Genomic DNA, 13,774 nt, shown 5'->3' with positions numbered 1-13,774 from the left:
TGACGATCCGGAGCGTCACCGAGAACCCGGCTCCGCCGGAGCCCCGGGCCGGTGAGTGGCGGCGCGCACATCGCCGCCGCGCGGGCCGGCCGGTCCCGTTAGGATCCGCTACTAAGCGCTTGCTCAGCAATGGAGGTGGCCATGCGGATCGGGACCGCGATCAACTACGCCGGAGGCTTCGCCGACAGCGTCGCGGACATCGTCGAACTCGAGAAGGTCGGCCTCGACGTCGCCTTCGTTCCCGAGGCCTACTCCTTCGACGCCGTCAGCCAGCTCGGTTACCTGGCGGCGAAGACCGAGCGCGTCCAGCTCGCGTCGGGCATCTTCCAGATCTACACCCGCACGCCGACCCTCACCGCGATGACCGCGGCCGGCCTCGACTTCGTCTCCGACGGCCGCTTCATCCTCGGGCTCGGTGCCTCCGGGCCGCAGGTCATCGAGGGTTTCCACGGCGTGAAGTACGACGCGCCGCTGGCTCGCACCCGCGAGATCGTCGAGATCTGCCGGCAGGTGTGGCGCCGCGAGCGCGTCGTCCACGACGGCAAGCACTACACGATCCCGCTGCCGCCGGAGCAGGGCACCGGTCTCGGCAAGCCGCTCAAGCTGATCAACCACCCGGTGCGCGAGCGCATCCCGGTGCTGCTGGCCTCGCTCGGGCCGAAGAACGTCGCGCTCACCGCCGAGATCGCCGAGGGCTGGCAGCCGATCTTCTTCCACCCGGAGAAGGCCGCCGACGTCTGGGGCGAGTCCCTGGCCGCGGGCAAGGCCAAGCGCGACCCGGCGCTGGGCGAGCTCGACACGTTCGTCAGCGCCGCGCTGGCGATCGGCGACGACGTCGAGCCGCTGCTCGACCACCTGCGCCCGCTCGTCGCCCTCTACGTCGGCGGGATGGGCGCGCGCGGCAAGAACTTCTACAACGACCTCGCCCGCCGCTACGGCTACGAGGCCGAGGCGAAGCTGATCCAGGACCTCTACCTCGACGGCAAGAAGGACGAGGCCGCGGCGGCCGTGCCGGTCGAGCTGCTGCGCTCGATCTCGCTGGTCGGCCCGGCCGGGTACGTCAAGGAGCGGCTGGCGGCGTTCGAGGAAGCCGGCGCGACGACGCTGGTCGTCAACCCGATGCTGCCCGGCCGCGAGGCGCGGGTTTCGGCGGTGGCCCAGCTGCGGGAGCTGCTCGGCTGAGCGCGGCTCAGACCGGGACCGCGTAGACGGCGATTCGCGGGGAGTCGATCCCGGCGAGGTCGTGGGTCCCGTCGCTGGTGATCAGGCGCAGCTCGGGGCCCGGCCCTTCCGGCGCGACGAGCGTGCTGTCCGGCTCGTCCGCGGGGAACGTCGCGGTCTTGCGGACGGTGAAGCGGGCCTCGCGGCCTTCGTCGTCGCGCACGACGACCGGGGCGCCCGGCTTCAGCATGTCGAGGCGGGCGAACGCGCCGCGTGAGTACCCGAAGCCGGCGTGCCCGGACAGCACGGCGACGCCCGGCGCACCGGGGGCCGGGCCGTCGGCGAACCAGCCCACGCCCAGCGCCGTGCCGGGCTGCTCCCGGCGGCCGCCGACGTGGCCGAGGTCGACCAGGTGGTTCAGCGCGAGGCCCAGGTCGGGGATTGCCAGCGCGGCCGGCAGGACACCGGCGCCGACGGTCACGGGCCGGTCCACGGCCACCCCGGGAGTGCTCGGATCGCCCGGGGTGAGCACCGCCGTGACGCCGAGGAGGACGCAACCGAGCCCGGCCACCACCGCGAGCACGGCGGCGGCCGGCCGTACGAGCGTCGAATGCCGCTCGCTCACGTTCCCCTGCCGCACACCGGTGAAGTCGGGAGTGGGAGAGTGGGCGTTACCGAATCGTGTCCAGCGTGCCGCAGTTCACTCGATCGGGTTATCCGGCTGTGACCTTCGCGTCAATAAGGCACGTCCGGAGGGGTCAAAACCGACAATCACCGGCGATCCGCGGTGATTTCGGGCAGTATTGCGTGTTTCGACCTGTCGAACCGGGGATATCCACCAGACCGGAAGTGAGGTGCGCCGAACCGTGCGAAAAATCGAAGAACCCGCGGTGGGCGTACTGGACGTCGGATCGTTCAGCGCCCGCCTGGTGGTGGTCCCGGTGGACGGATCGCCGCGCGAGCCGCTGCTGAACCACCAGACGCGGCTGCGCCTCGACCGCGAGCTCGACGACCGCGGCCGGCTCTCCGCGCGTGGCATCGCCGCCGTCACGGCCGCCGTCGCCGCGGGCATGACCACCGCCTACCGCCATGGCGTGAGCCACATCTACCCGCTCGCGACCTCTTCGATCCGCGATGCCGTCAACGCCGCCGACGTCGTCCGGCACGTCGCCGGCGAAACCGGCGTCGAGCTGCGGTTCCTCTCCGGACGCCGCGAAGCCGAACTGACCTACCTGGCCACCCGCCGCTGGTTCGGCGCGGAGGCCGGGCCGCTGCTGGTGCTCGACATCGGCGGCGGCACGGTCGAACTGGCCGCCGGCAGCGGCGACCAGGCCACTTTCGCGCGGTCGCTGCCGTTGGGTGCGCGGTCGATGACGCGGGACTGGCTGCCGACTGAACGCGTGTCGGGCAAGCAGGTCAAGGCGTTGCGCGCGCACGCGCTCGACGTCGTGACCACCACGCTGAGCGCCGCGGACGTCGACGACCCGCGCGTCGTCGGGTGCTCGAAAGTCCTGCAGCAGCTCGCGCGGTTGTCCGGGGCCCGCCCGAACAAGTGCAAGGAGCTGCGGCTCGACGACCTGCGCGCTTGGATCCCGCGGCTCGCCGCGCTGCCGCCGTCGAAGCGCGCGGAGCTGCCGGGCATCTCCCGCAGCCGCGCCCACCAGGCCCTGGCGGGCGCGATCGTGGCGGAAGCGCTGCTCACGGTCGCGGGCGGCAAGGTCTCGATCTGCCCCTGGTCGACCCGCGACGGCCTGCTGCTGACCCTGCAGGACAAAGCGCGGGAAAAGGCCGGGACCAAGGTCGTGGCGGCCTGACCCCTGGCCGCGGCCGGGAAAACCGGGTATTCCGGAAAGCATGAGCGAGCAGCAGCGCATCCACGCCCGTGACGACGAAGACGACGAGCTCCCGAAGCTGCCGACCCCCGGCAAGCTGACCCACGACGTGCCCACCGCGCCCGACCCGGACGTCAACCCGGGTGGGACCGAAGAGGTTCCGGCCCCACCCGGGCGGGACGCCGTCAGCGACCTTCCGGAGTGACCGGGTTGACCGGGTCGGCGTACTGACGCACCTTTTCGGAGTCGCGCCGCATGGGAGCGCGGCCCGGGGGCTGGCTCGGCGGGTCGCCCGCGTCGATCTTCGGGATCGCGAAGCGCTGCGGTTCGGCGGTGATCGTGATGCGCTCGCCGTGGTTCAGCACTTCCAGCGGTGCGCCGTCGAGCACGTGGTAGGTCGCCTGGTCACGGTCGATCTCGACCTGGAACCGGGTGCCGCGGAACATCAGGCGGAACGTGATCCGGTCCAGCTGCGGCGGCAGCCGCGGCGCGAACGCCAGCGTCGAGCCGTGGTCGCGCAGGCCGCCGAAGCCGGCCACGGCACCCTGCCACGCCCCGGCCAGCGACGCCATGTGCAGGCCGTTGCGCACGTTGTTGTGCACGTCGTGCAGGTCGGTCAGCGCGGCTTCGGCGAGGTAGTCGTAGGCCAGCTCGAGGTGTCCGACCTCGGCCGCGACCACCGACTGCGTCCCCGCCGAGAGCGACGAGTCGCGCACGGTCCTCGCCTCGTAGTAGGCGAAGTTGCGGGCCTTCTCCTCCAGGCTGAACGAGTCGCCGCACAGGTACAGCGCCAGCACCAGGTCCGCCTGCTTCACGACCTGCTTGCGGTAGAGATCGAAGTACGGGAAGTGCAGCAGCAGCGGGTAGTGCGCGAGGTCCGTGTGCTCGTAGTCCCACTCGTCGTGGTCGAGGAAGCCCTCGGACTGCGGGTGCACGCCGAGCTCTTGGTCGTAGGGCAGGAACATCGACGCGGCGGCCGCGCGCCACGAGTCCAGCTCGACCGTGTCGACGCCGAACCGCGCCGCCACCTCGGGGTTCCGCTCGCACGATTCCGCGGCGGCCAGCAGGTTCCGCTTCGCCATCAGGTTCGTGTAGACGTTGTTGTCCGCCACCGCGGAGTACTCGTCCGGCCCGGTGACGCCGTCGATGCGGAACGCGCCGTGCCGGTCGTGGTGGCCCAGCGACGCCCACAGCCGCGCGGTTTCCAGCAGCAGCTCGACGCCGTAGTCGCGTTCGAACTCCTCGTCGCCGGTCGCGTTCAGGTACCGCAGCACGGCGTCGGCGATGTCCGCGCTGACGTGGAACGCGGCCGTGCCCGCCGGCCAGTACGCCGAGCACTCGGCACCGTTGATCGACCGCCACGGGAACGCCGCGCCGCGCAACCCCAGCTGGTGCGCGCGTTCCCGCGCTTTGTCCATTGTGGAGTGCCGCCAGCGCAGGGCGTCGCGCGCCGCGTCCGGCATCGTGTAGGTGAGCACCGGCAGGACGAACGACTCGGTGTCCCAGAAGGCGTGCCCGTCGTAGCCAGGGCCGGTCAGCCCCTTGCCCGCGATCGCGCGGCTTTCGCCACGGGCCCCGGCTTGCAGGAGGTGGAACAGCGCGAAGCGGACCGCTTGCTGCAGCTCGGGATCGCCCTCGATCTCGATGTCCGCGGTGGCCCAGAAGTCGTCGAGGAACTGGCGCTGCTCGGTGACCAGACCCTTCCAGCCGGTCTGGCGCGCGCCCGCCAGCGCCGCCTCGACCTGCGACCGCAGCGCGGGCACCGAGCGCTGCGCGGACCAGCCGTAGGCGAGGAACTTGGTGATGCGCAGCCGCCCGCCCTTCGGCACGTCGACCGCGACGGTCAGCCGCGCGAGGTCCTCCTCGGAGTGGATGCGGGCGCGGATCCCGTCGTCCACCTCGATCTTGTGGTCCATCGCCGCGGCCATCCGCAGCCCGGACCGGCGGGTCTGGTGCACGAGCACGGCGTTGTAGTCGGACGCGCGGTGGAATTCACCGACCAGCGGCGAGTTCAGCGCGGCGGCCACCCGCGGGTCGCTGGTGTCGGACTCGATCGGCTCGTTGGCCAGCAGGTCGGACTGGACGACCAGCTGCAGGTCCTCGTCGAGCGGCTCGACCTCGTACCGGATGGCGGCGATCGCGCGCTGGGTGAACGACACCAGCCGCTCGGTGCGCACGCGGACCCGCCGCCCGGTCGGCGATGACCACTCGGTGCTGCGGCACAGCGTGCCCTTGCGGAAGTCGAGCACCCGGTCGTGCTTGGTGGCGGCGCCGTAGCGCATGTCGAGCGGCTCGTCCTCGACGAGCAGCCGGATGATTTTGCCGTCGGTCACGTTGACGACGGTCTGGCCCTCTTCGGGGTAGCCGTAGCCCGCTTCGGCGTAGGGCAGCTCGTGCTGCTCGTAGAAGCCGTTCAGGTAGGTGCCGGGCAGGCCGCGCGGCTCGGCTTCCTCGAGCGTGCCGCGCATCCCGATGTGCCCGTTGGACACGGCGAACGCCGACTCGGTGCGCTGGAGGGCGTCGACGTCCATCCCCCGCCAGCGCAGCTCCCACGCCGCGCACTCGTAGCCGCGGGGTTCTTCTTCGGTCATCAATCCTCCAGGAGGTCGGCGAGGTCGTCGACGACGATGTCGGCCCCGTGAGCCCGCAGCTGGTCGGCCTGGTTCGCGCGGTTCACGCCCACGACGTACCCGAAGTTGCCGGCCTTCCCGGCCTGGACGCCGGACTGGGCGTCCTCGAACACGGCCGCGTGCGCGGGCTCGACACCGAGCGCCGCGGCGCCGGCCAGGAACGAGTCCGGCGCGGGCTTGCCCTTCAGGTGCTGCTCGCGGATCGTGAGGCCGTCGACGCGGGCTTCGACGTACTTGCTGAGGTCCCCGGCGTCCAGCACCTTCGCGCCGTTCGCCGACGACGTCACGACGGCGATCCGTAGGCCGGCCGCCTTGGCCGCGTCGAGGTACCGGATCGAGCCGGGGTAGGGGTTCACGCCGCGTTCGTCGATGATCTTCAGGACGAGCTCGTTCTTGCGGTTGCCGACACCGTTCACGGTGGGGGCGTCCGGCGGGTCGTCCGGGGTGCCCTCCGGCAGCTCGATCCCGCGCGAGCGCAGGAATTCGCGGACTCCGTCGGCGCGCGGGCGGCCGTCCACATAGGTCGCGTAGTCCTGGTCGGTGAACTCGCTGAACCCGGCGCCGTCGCGGGCGCGAAGAAACTCGTCGAAAGTCCGTTTCCAAGCTTGGCTGTGCAGGACGGCCGTACCGGTAAGAACTCCATCGAGATCGAACAGGCAGGCGGTGATGGTCTCGGGCAATCCCGTCATGCTCGCACGCTACCGGTCGCTCTCATCGGTCGCGGACTCCTGGGGGTGTGGCCGCACCCGATGGATGAGTTCGTGCACGGTGGCGTCGGCGAGCCGGTAGCGCACGACGCGTCCGTCGCGCCGGGTGGTGACCAGTCCGTGCGCGCGCAGCAGCCGCAGGGCCTGCGACACCGCGGTGTCCGTCATGCCGGTGACCGCGGCGAGGTCCGTGACGCTGATTTCGCGGGCGTAGTGGATCGAGACCAGCAGAGCCAGCCGCGACGGGTCGGCGACCACGGAGAAGCGCTGGGCCCACTCGTCGATGACGGCGCGGTCGCCCAGCCCGTCGACCGCGGCGGCCACCCGTTCGGGGTCGATGAGCTTGCGGCCGGGGTCGTTGTCCACCCCCGGATGATTCCACCCTGGCCCGGCCGGCCCGTGGCCTGGGTCACGCGCGCTTGACGCGGGCGGGTGCGCGGGCGAGGCTGCGATTAAGACAGTTGTCATAGTCGAGGAGCCGAGATGACCGACGTGGCCGCCGGGGCGCAGACCCGCTCGAAGACCATCACGTGGCAGGACCCGCTGCCGACCGCCCGGCTCGGCGCCACGATGACCGGGTTCGAATACCTGACGGCCATCGCCGAGGGGCGCCTGCCCGCGCCGCCGATCGCCGCGCACTTCGGGATGCGCTGGGAGCGGATCGGCCACGGCGAGGTCGTCGCCGTCATCGAGCCCGACGAGTCGCTGTACAACCCGATCGGGATGGTCCACGGCGGGCTCGCGGCCACGATGCTCGACTCGGTGGTCGGTTGCGCGGTGCACACGACGCTGCCGGCCGGCGTCGGCTACTCGTCGGTGGAGCTGAAGGTGAGCTACCTGCGCGCCATCCACGCGGGCCGCGGCGCGATCCGGGCGACCGGGCGCGTGGTGAAGGAGGGCTCGCGGATCGCGTTCGCCGAAGGGGAGGTCCGCGACGCCGACGGCAAGCTGCTGGCGACGGCGTCGGGGACCTGCGTGATCACGCGCTAGTTTCCTTCACGTCCCAGTGCTCGACGAGCAGGCCGTCCACGACGCGCAGGATGTCGACGACGGCGTGGCCGGCCACGTGCAGGTGCACGACGACGAGGTCGTCCTCGGCGACGACGTGTTCGATCTCCGCCGTCGCGCCGGCCAGCGGCGAGTTCCTGACGGCGTCGGCGAACGCGTCGCGGCCGTCGGGCAGGCCGGGGCTGTGGGTGACGAAATCGGGGTGCAGCGCGGCCTTCGCGGCGTCGAAGTCCTTGTGCACGAACAGGTTCTCGAGGCAGTCGACGACGATCATGCGGTTCGTTCGGCTCATCCGCCCATCGTCGGCCTCGCGGGCTCCGTGGTCGATTACGTGGCGGGTAATCAGCGAGGCGGGCGGACCCGGCGGGCGCGGATCGCGTCGCCGCCGCCGAAGCGACCGATGATCGCGGCCAACAAAGCCCGGGTGTCCTCGACGCGGGCCGCGCCGAACTCCGTTTGCAGTTCGCCCTGAAGTTCTGCTCTGAGGGTCCGGGTGGCTTCGACGGCGTCGTGCGCGTGCTCGGTGAGGTGCAGCAGCTTGGTGCGTGCGTCGGCCGGATCGGGTTCGCGGCTCAGGAGTCCCCGGCGTTCGAGATCGGCGACGGCCTTCGACGCGGCCTGCTGCGTCACGCCCATGCGCTCGGCCAGCGCGGTGATGGACAGCGGCGCGGCCAGGACGTGCTGGATCACGACGCCGTCGTTGAAGCGCAGGTCGCCGAAGCCCTGCGCGGTGAGCCGCCGCTGCACCTCGTCGGTCATCGCCCAGCCCGCGAACAGGGCGGTGAGTGACAGATCGAGGTCGTCCGGCGTAGGGTGCACAACCATGGTTGTGGAATCTAGCAGAGTGCCGGCCGAGCTGGCCGGAGCGTTCGTCCGCGTGGCGCACCGCATCGTGTGGTGCACGCTGGTGACCGTCGACGGCCGGGGCCGGCCGCGGTCGCGGGTGGTCCACCCGATCTGGGAAGAGGGACCGGACGGCTTGACGGGGTGGCTGTTCACCCGGCCGACGCCGCTGAAGGTGGCGCACCTGGCGGCATCGCCGTACGTGTCGTGTTCGTACTGGGACCCGCAGCACGAGGTCGCGGTGGCGGAGTGCCGGGCGGAGTTCGCCGACGACATCCCGACCCGGAAGTACTTGTGGGAGTTGTTCGCGTCGGCACCGGAACCGCTGGGCTACGACCCGAAGATCCTGGGCGGCGAGGATTACCGGGACCCGAAGATCACGGTGCTGAAGCTGACGCCGTGGCGCGTTTCGACCGGCGGCGAAGCCTGGCGCGCGGCCTGATCAGCACCGGGCAGTGACCGCAGCCGCGAGCGCCGTCATGCAGCTCCGACGCGGCGGTCGAAGACCAGGCCCTGGGCCGCCCGCAGCCCGACGCTGATCGCCCCCGCCAGCACGGCGTCCTCGCCCAGCTCGCCCTGGACCACCTTCGGCACCAACGGCGTGAACGCCCGCAGCGCGCGATCCAGCGGCTCCAGCAACAGGTCCGCCGCGGTCCCCATCCCGCCGCCCAGCACGATCAGCTCCGGGTCGATCACCGCCGCGACCGAGGCCACCGTGTACGCCAGGCGGTCGGCCTCGGCTTCGAGGGCGCGCCGGGCCAGTTCGTCGCCTTCGCGGGCCAGGCGGAACACCTCGCGAGCCGATTTCGCCGTCCCCAGACCGAGTTCGCGCGCGCCGCGGACCACCGACTGGGCCGCCGTCGCCTCTTCGAGGTGGCCACGCGCGGGCGGAGAACCGGGGGAGTCGGCCGCGCGGGTGCGGCCGTACGGCAGGTAGCCGATCTCGCCCGCCGCGCCCGTCGCGCCGCGGAACACCCGGCCGTCGACCATCATGCCCATGCCGACGCCGGTGCCGATCGTGATGCAGCCGAACACCGATGCCCCGCGCGCGGCGCCGCTTTCGCCCTCGCCGACCGCCGTCAGGTTCGCGTCGTTCTCCACCATCAGGTCCGGGCCCAGCGCCGCCTCGAGGTCGTCGATCAACCCGGCCCGGCCCCAGCCCGGCAGGTTCGGCGCGTGCCGGAAGCAGCGCTTCTCCGGATCGGCGACGCCGGGGGAACCGACCACGCGGACAACGATGTCGGTCTGCGACAACCGCGCCTCCGCGACGGCCGAAGCCGCGATCTTCCCGACCGCCGTGACCAGCGCGGCGCCGGAGCGCGCCGTGTTGCGCTCGTCGCGGCGCGCCACGATCGTGCGGCCGAGGTCCGACACCGCGACGCGGATGTGCTCACGCCCGATGTCGACGCCCAGCACGTAGCCCGCAGTGGGGTCGGCCTCGTACAGCACGGCCGAGCGCCCGGTGCCGGTGGAGGTCTGCCCGGTCGGGCGCGCCAGCCCGGCGGCTTCCAGCGCCAGCAGCGCCTGGCTCACCGTCGGCTTCGACAGCCCCGTGTCCTTCGCCACCTGCGGCCGGGTCGCCGGTCCGCCGCGGCGCAGCAGGTCGAGCACCGCCCGCTGGTTGATCTTGCGCATCCCGGCGGGGGTCCCGACCGTTGGAGCTTCTACGCCGGCCACCCTTGCCCGCTTCCTGTCGTCCTCGTGCTTCCTGCCACGCTAGCCGCCCGAACCCCGGTTTCGCCGGAATACGCCCGCTCCGGGACCCGTTGACCGGGGCATGAGCACTCCGGTACGCGGCCGGGTCCGCGTGGCACAAGGCGCGAAGCGGGTACGCGTGTTCCTCGGCGGGCAGGTCGTCGCGGACACGGTGCACCCCCTTCTGGTGTGGGAAGTTCCGTACTACCCCACGTACTACTTCCCGCGCGCGGACGTCGTGAGCGGCGTTCTCGCCCCCTCCGGCCGGACGTCGCACTCGCCCAGCCGCGGAGAAGGTGTTCTGTCGACGATAAAGGGTGGCGGAGCCGAGGCGGTGGACGCCGCGCTGGAATACCCGGATTCGCCCATCGAGGAGCTCCGGGACCACGTCCGCTTCGAGTTCGGCGCGTTCGACTGGTTCGAGGAGGACGAGCAGATCTTCACGCACCCGCGCGACCCCGGCGTCCGCGTCGACATCCTGCCGAGCTCGCGGCACGTGCGCATCGAGGTCGACGGCGTCACCGTCGCCGACACCGTCCGGCCGCACCTGCTGTTCGAGACCGGCCTGCCGACCCGCTACTACCTGCCCCGCGTCGACGTCCGGATGGATCTCCTCGAGAAGATCGACACCGTCACGCACTGCCCGTACAAGGGTGCCGCCGACCACTTCGACGTGACCGGGCACGAGGACCTCGCCTGGAGCTATCCGACGCCGCTGCCGGAAAGTGAGCGCGTCGCCGGTCTGGTGGCGTTCCTCGACGAGAAGGTCGACGTCTACGTCGACGACGTCCGGCAGGAGCGGCCGAAGACGAAGTTCGCCTGAGCACTCACGCGTCCGGCAGCCAGTTCCCGTGGAAGCCCGCGGGAACCCGCTGCGGGAGGTGGACGGTGGCGACCGGCGCCGCGGCGACGTTCCCCGCGTCGAGCACGACGAGGTCGCTGCGGTCCTCCGCCGCGTCGTAGACGTACGTCAGCAGCCAGCCTTCGCCGTGCTCCGCCGGGACGAACACCGCTTCGCCGGGGACGTGTCCTTCCCCGAAGGCGTGTTCGGTGGCGGTCCCGGCGTGCAGGTCGTAGCGGCGCAGGACGTCGTGGCCGGTGACGTGCCCGAAGCGCGCGTCGGACCCGGCGAGCCGGTCGTCGATGCGGGGGAACTCGCCCGGCCGGTCGTCGAGCCGGTCCTCGGTCACCGTGCCGGCGGCGAGGTCGATGGTCCAGCGCGACAGGTACGCCGGCGGGTCGTCGTGGCCGGCCTGCCACTGGTGGTCGTAGCGCAGGACGTGCACGACGATCCGGCCGTCCGGGGTGTCGAAGGCGTTGAGCGTGTGGAAGACGTAGCAGGGCTCGATCTCCAGCCAGCGCACGCCGGCTTCGGGCCGGTCGCGGCGCAGTACGCCGAGCCGGGCGCCGTAGCCCGCGTTCCACCGGTAGGGCATGCCTTTGCCGACTGAAGCCTGGTCGAACACCACCGGCAGGTCGTAGAAGACGGTGTGGTCGTTCGTGAGCGCGAAGTCGTGCATCATCGTCAGCCCCGGCACGTCGATGGGCTGCTTGACGACGAGCTTGCCGGCGGCGTCGGCGCGGTAGTAGCTGACGTGCGGCGCGGTGATGCTGCCGTAGCCGAAGAAGTGCAGTTCCCCGGTCGTGGGGCAGATCTTCGGGTGGGCAGTCATCGAGTCGGCCAGCTCGCCGCCGAAGTCGTAGGCGCCGACGGTCTCGAGGTCCGTCGTGATCTCGTACGGCAGCGACGATTCGACGAGCGCGAGCGTGCGGCCGGCGTGGTTGACCACGTGCGTGTTCGCGACGCTGGCGTGCAGGTTGCGCGTGCCGTCTTCGTTGTAGAGCTCGAGATCCGGGTCGTCGAAGCTGTCGGTCCGCACCCACCGGTTGCGGTACCAGGCGGCGCGGCCGTTCTCGAGCCGGACGCCGTGGACCATGCCGTCACCGGTGAACCAGTGCTTGCTGTCCTCGCGCGGGTTCGGGCCGTTGCGCAGGTACCAGCCGGTCAGCTCGGGCGGGAGCGCGCCGGTCACGGGGAGGTCGAACGCGGTCAGCTCGTCGTGGACCGGGGCGTAGGCGCCGCTCAGGTGGAAGTCACTGGTGGTCATGTCAGGCGGCTTTCTCGGCTCGGGCGCGGACGATGCGCGGGTAGCGGATGGTGAAGACGACGGGGACGGCGAAGCCGAGGACCTTGAGCGCGATCAACGCGGCCGTCGCGTGCGGGGCGAAGTTCAGCAGGGCGATGCCGGCGAGGCCGGTGACGGTGAAGCTCGCGGCCCACACGAGCGTGATGAGCACGTTGACGCGTTTGAAGATGGGGTTGTCCCAGAGTTCCGGCGGCGTCATCGTCCGCGCGATGCCGAGGGTGAACGGCTTTCCGATGGCGAGCGAGCCCCAGGCGGTGAGCGCCAGCCAGGCGTCGGTGAGCGCGCCGGTGTAGGTCTTCAGCGGCGACGCCGGGAAGGTGAACGCGACGGCCGTGAGCAGGGTGAAGAAGGCGAGCGCGCTCCACTCGATGATGAGGGCGTCCGTCTTGCGGCCTTCGCGGCGGGCGCTCAGCAGGAGCGCGGCCGAGATGACGAGCCCGGTGAGGCCGGACCAGCGCCAGTCGAACTGCGTCGCGACCACGGCGAAGGCGATCCACGGGAGAAAGCTCTTCAGGTAGTTCATGCGGGTCTCCCCAGACGTTCCAACTTTGACATGTCGAAACTAGAAGCTCCTGGATAGACATGTCAATAGTGGAATGTCATGATGGGCGCATGAGCCTTCGACACGCGGTGCTCGGCATGCTGGCCGACGAGCCCGGAAGCGGCTACGACCTGCTGAAGCGGTTCGAGCGGGCGATGGCCAACGTCTGGCCCGCGACGCAGAGCCAGCTCTACGGCGAGCTCGGCAAGCTGGAGGCGGCGGGCATGATCCACGTCCTCGCCGAGGGCCCGCGCGGGCGCAAGGAGTACGAGATCACCGAGGCCGGGCTCGAGGAGCTGCGGCACTGGCTGATCGACGTCGACCCGGGCGGCCCGCCGCGCAGCGCCGGTCTGCTGCGCGTGTACTTCCTCGGCTCGGTCACGCCGGCGCAGGCGCGCGGTTACGTCGCGTCGATGGGGGAGTCGGCACGGGCGCGCGAAGAGCGGCTGGACGAGCTGGAGGATGCGATCGACTGGGGCGACGACAACCAGTCGCTCTACGGCCGCCTGGTCCTGGAGTGGGGCAAGCGGTTCTCGGCCATGCAGCGCGAATGGGCGGAGTGGGCGGTCAAGCAGGTCGAGTGAGGGTCGTATAACGCCCTACACGGCGGTGGGGTCGCCCGTCACTGCTATCTTCCGGATCATGACCCGCGGTGAGGACGACGAGCGCGTCACGGCCTTGGCGATGGCGGCCGGCCGCGGCGATCGGCGGGCCCTGAACGACTGGGTCCGCGCGACGCAGGCCGACGTCTGGCGCTTCCTCGCCCACCTCGCCGACGCGTCCTCGGCCGACGACCTGACGCAGGAGACCTACCTTCGCGCCTTCGGCAGTCTTCGCCGGTTCGCCGGACGTTCGTCGTCGCGGACCTGGCTGCTGTCCATAGCGCGCCGGGTCGTCGTCGACCAGATCCGGGCCGCGGGCGCCCGCCCGAAGATCGCGGACACCGACTGGGAAGCCGCCGCCGAGCGCACCCGCGACCCCGCGGCCGGCTTCGAGGAACTCGTCGAGCTGGGCCTGCTGCTCGACGGCCTCGAACCGGAGCGGCGCGAAGTCCTTGTGCTGACGCAGGTTTTGGGCCTGTCCTACGCCGAGGCCGCCGACGTCTGCGGCTGCCCGGTCGGCACCGTCCGTTCCCGGGTCGCCCGCGCTCGCGAAGACCTGATCCAGGCCCGCCGGGCCCGCGGTGCCGGTTAGCGGACCCGGGGTCGGA

17 protein-coding genes are annotated in these 13,774 nt (G+C 71.3%); 8 read left to right on the top strand and 9 right to left on the bottom strand.

The genetic code is table 11. The features are described from left to right. Positions 1-141 precede the first annotated feature (141 nt). Positions 142-1,182, top strand: coding sequence for an LLM class F420-dependent oxidoreductase (locus AB0M59_RS24590; protein WP_364618813.1), 1,041 nt, complete (start codon positions 142-144; stop codon positions 1,180-1,182). A gap of 7 nt (positions 1,183-1,189) precedes the next feature. Here AB0M59_RS24590 and AB0M59_RS24585 read toward each other — a convergent pair whose 3' ends face one another. Beyond that, a complete protein-coding gene (locus AB0M59_RS24585) occupies positions 1,190-1,786 on the bottom strand; it encodes a class F sortase (protein ID WP_364618811.1) in 597 nt (198 codons plus the stop codon). A gap of 241 nt (positions 1,787-2,027) precedes the next feature. Here AB0M59_RS24585 and AB0M59_RS24580 point away from each other — a divergent pair, with 241 nt between their 5' ends. Then, positions 2,028-2,975 carry an exopolyphosphatase gene (locus tag AB0M59_RS24580; protein ID WP_364618809.1) on the top strand — a complete coding sequence of 316 codons (948 nt, stop codon included), beginning with the start codon at positions 2,028-2,030 and terminating at the stop codon, positions 2,973-2,975. A 40-nt stretch (positions 2,976-3,015) separates the two neighbouring features. After that, the gene (locus AB0M59_RS24575; RefSeq protein WP_364618806.1) at positions 3,016-3,198 is read left to right on the top strand and encodes a hypothetical protein; all 183 of its coding nucleotides are present in this window, start codon (positions 3,016-3,018) and stop codon (positions 3,196-3,198) included. Here the strand turns inward: AB0M59_RS24575 and AB0M59_RS24570 are convergent. The 3 genes from AB0M59_RS24570 to AB0M59_RS24560 are packed head-to-tail and all read right to left on the bottom strand — an operon-like array spanning position 3,179 to position 6,696. Then, a complete protein-coding gene (locus tag AB0M59_RS24570) occupies positions 3,179-5,584 on the bottom strand; it encodes a glycosyl hydrolase family 65 protein (RefSeq protein WP_364618804.1) in 2,406 nt (801 codons plus the stop codon). The genes AB0M59_RS24575 and AB0M59_RS24570 overlap by 20 nt on opposite strands. Then, positions 5,584-6,312 carry a beta-phosphoglucomutase family hydrolase gene (locus AB0M59_RS24565; protein ID WP_364618801.1) on the bottom strand — a complete coding sequence of 243 codons (729 nt, stop codon included), beginning with the start codon at positions 6,310-6,312 and terminating at the stop codon, positions 5,584-5,586. The genes AB0M59_RS24570 and AB0M59_RS24565 overlap by 1 nt, the downstream gene beginning before the upstream one ends. Before the next feature lie 9 nt (positions 6,313-6,321). After that, on the bottom strand, positions 6,322-6,696 hold the full coding sequence (locus AB0M59_RS24560; RefSeq protein ID WP_364618798.1) for a metalloregulator ArsR/SmtB family transcription factor: 375 nt from the start codon (positions 6,694-6,696) through the stop codon (positions 6,322-6,324). A 117-nt stretch (positions 6,697-6,813) separates the two neighbouring features. Between AB0M59_RS24560 and AB0M59_RS24555 the strand changes: the two genes are divergently transcribed. Then, positions 6,814-7,320, top strand: a complete 507-nt coding sequence (locus tag AB0M59_RS24555) for a PaaI family thioesterase (RefSeq protein ID WP_364618795.1) — start codon at positions 6,814-6,816, stop codon at positions 7,318-7,320. Here AB0M59_RS24555 and AB0M59_RS24550 read toward each other — a convergent pair. Then, the gene (locus AB0M59_RS24550) at positions 7,310-7,630 is read right to left on the bottom strand and encodes a nuclear transport factor 2 family protein (protein ID WP_364618793.1); all 321 of its coding nucleotides are present in this window, start codon (positions 7,628-7,630) and stop codon (positions 7,310-7,312) included. The two genes, AB0M59_RS24555 and AB0M59_RS24550, sit on opposite strands and share 11 nt — an antisense overlap. Positions 7,631-7,680: 50 nt before the next feature. Next, complete coding sequence (locus AB0M59_RS24545) at positions 7,681-8,163, bottom strand: MarR family transcriptional regulator (RefSeq protein WP_364618790.1); 483 nt, start codon at positions 8,161-8,163, stop codon at positions 7,681-7,683. Here AB0M59_RS24545 and AB0M59_RS24540 point away from each other — a divergent pair. Continuing rightward, a complete protein-coding gene (locus AB0M59_RS24540; RefSeq protein WP_364618787.1) occupies positions 8,162-8,623 on the top strand; it encodes a pyridoxamine 5'-phosphate oxidase family protein in 462 nt (153 codons plus the stop codon). The two genes, AB0M59_RS24545 and AB0M59_RS24540, sit on opposite strands and share 2 nt — an antisense overlap. Before the next feature lie 35 nt (positions 8,624-8,658). On the opposite strand, the gene AB0M59_RS24535 is transcribed toward AB0M59_RS24540, so the two are convergent. Continuing rightward, a complete protein-coding gene (locus AB0M59_RS24535) occupies positions 8,659-9,858 on the bottom strand; it encodes an ROK family protein (RefSeq protein ID WP_364618784.1) in 1,200 nt (399 codons plus the stop codon). Positions 9,859-9,958: 100 nt separating this feature from the next. Between AB0M59_RS24535 and AB0M59_RS24530 the strand changes: the two genes are divergently transcribed. Beyond that, positions 9,959-10,699, top strand: coding sequence for a DUF427 domain-containing protein (locus tag AB0M59_RS24530; protein WP_364618781.1), 741 nt, complete (start codon positions 9,959-9,961; stop codon positions 10,697-10,699). Between the two features lie 4 nt (positions 10,700-10,703). On the opposite strand, the gene AB0M59_RS24525 is transcribed toward AB0M59_RS24530, so the two are convergent. Together AB0M59_RS24525 and AB0M59_RS24520 are read right to left on the bottom strand one after the other, a co-directional pair. Next, positions 10,704-11,984, bottom strand: coding sequence for a carotenoid oxygenase family protein (locus tag AB0M59_RS24525; RefSeq protein WP_364618778.1), 1,281 nt, complete (start codon positions 11,982-11,984; stop codon positions 10,704-10,706). 1 nt (position 11,985) lies between these two features. Beyond that, a complete protein-coding gene (locus AB0M59_RS24520) occupies positions 11,986-12,546 on the bottom strand; it encodes a hypothetical protein (RefSeq protein WP_364618775.1) in 561 nt (186 codons plus the stop codon). An 89-nt stretch (positions 12,547-12,635) separates the two neighbouring features. Between AB0M59_RS24520 and AB0M59_RS24515 the strand changes: the two genes are divergently transcribed. Continuing rightward, positions 12,636-13,148 (top strand): PadR family transcriptional regulator, encoded by a 513-nt coding sequence (locus AB0M59_RS24515; protein WP_364618772.1) that lies wholly within the window; start codon positions 12,636-12,638, stop codon positions 13,146-13,148. A gap of 58 nt (positions 13,149-13,206) precedes the next feature. Continuing rightward, positions 13,207-13,758, top strand: coding sequence for an RNA polymerase sigma factor SigC (sigC, locus tag AB0M59_RS24510; RefSeq protein ID WP_364618769.1), 552 nt, complete (start codon positions 13,207-13,209; stop codon positions 13,756-13,758). The last annotated feature ends 16 nt before the right edge of the window (positions 13,759-13,774 follow it).

Origin of the sequence: Amycolatopsis sp. NPDC051371, assembly GCF_040682155.1 — a bacterium.
GTDB lineage: Bacteria > Actinomycetota > Actinomycetes > Mycobacteriales > Pseudonocardiaceae > Amycolatopsis.
The sequence above is the reverse complement of the archived record's forward strand: the minus strand, read 5'-3'. Positions and strand labels throughout refer to the sequence as shown.

Bases quoted from the DNA above. Each gene is read 5' to 3' on its own strand.
- AB0M59_RS24590 (WP_364618813.1), top strand. From the start codon at position 142: ATGCGGATCGGGACCGCGATCAACTACGCCGGAGGCTTCGCCGACAGC.
- AB0M59_RS24575 (WP_364618806.1), top strand. From the start codon at position 3,016: ATGAGCGAGCAGCAGCGCATCCACGCCCGTGACGACGAAGACGACGAG.
- AB0M59_RS24570 (WP_364618804.1), bottom strand. From the start codon at position 5,584: ATGACCGAAGAAGAACCCCGCGGCTACGAGTGCGCGGCGTGGGAGCTG.
- AB0M59_RS24565 (WP_364618801.1), bottom strand. From the start codon at position 6,312: ATGACGGGATTGCCCGAGACCATCACCGCCTGCCTGTTCGATCTCGAT.
- AB0M59_RS24555 (WP_364618795.1), top strand. From the start codon at position 6,814: ATGACCGACGTGGCCGCCGGGGCGCAGACCCGCTCGAAGACCATCACG.
- AB0M59_RS24550 (WP_364618793.1), bottom strand. From the start codon at position 7,630: ATGAGCCGAACGAACCGCATGATCGTCGTCGACTGCCTCGAGAACCTG.
- AB0M59_RS24540 (WP_364618787.1), top strand. From the start codon at position 8,162: ATGGTTGTGGAATCTAGCAGAGTGCCGGCCGAGCTGGCCGGAGCGTTC.
- AB0M59_RS24545 (WP_364618790.1), bottom strand. From the start codon at position 8,163: ATGGTTGTGCACCCTACGCCGGACGACCTCGATCTGTCACTCACCGCC.
- AB0M59_RS24530 (WP_364618781.1), top strand. From the start codon at position 9,959: ATGAGCACTCCGGTACGCGGCCGGGTCCGCGTGGCACAAGGCGCGAAG.
- AB0M59_RS24525 (WP_364618778.1), bottom strand. From the start codon at position 11,984: ATGACCACCAGTGACTTCCACCTGAGCGGCGCCTACGCCCCGGTCCAC.
- AB0M59_RS24520 (WP_364618775.1), bottom strand. From the start codon at position 12,546: ATGAACTACCTGAAGAGCTTTCTCCCGTGGATCGCCTTCGCCGTGGTC.
- AB0M59_RS24515 (WP_364618772.1), top strand. From the start codon at position 12,636: ATGAGCCTTCGACACGCGGTGCTCGGCATGCTGGCCGACGAGCCCGGA.
- sigC (WP_364618769.1), top strand. From the start codon at position 13,207: ATGACCCGCGGTGAGGACGACGAGCGCGTCACGGCCTTGGCGATGGCG.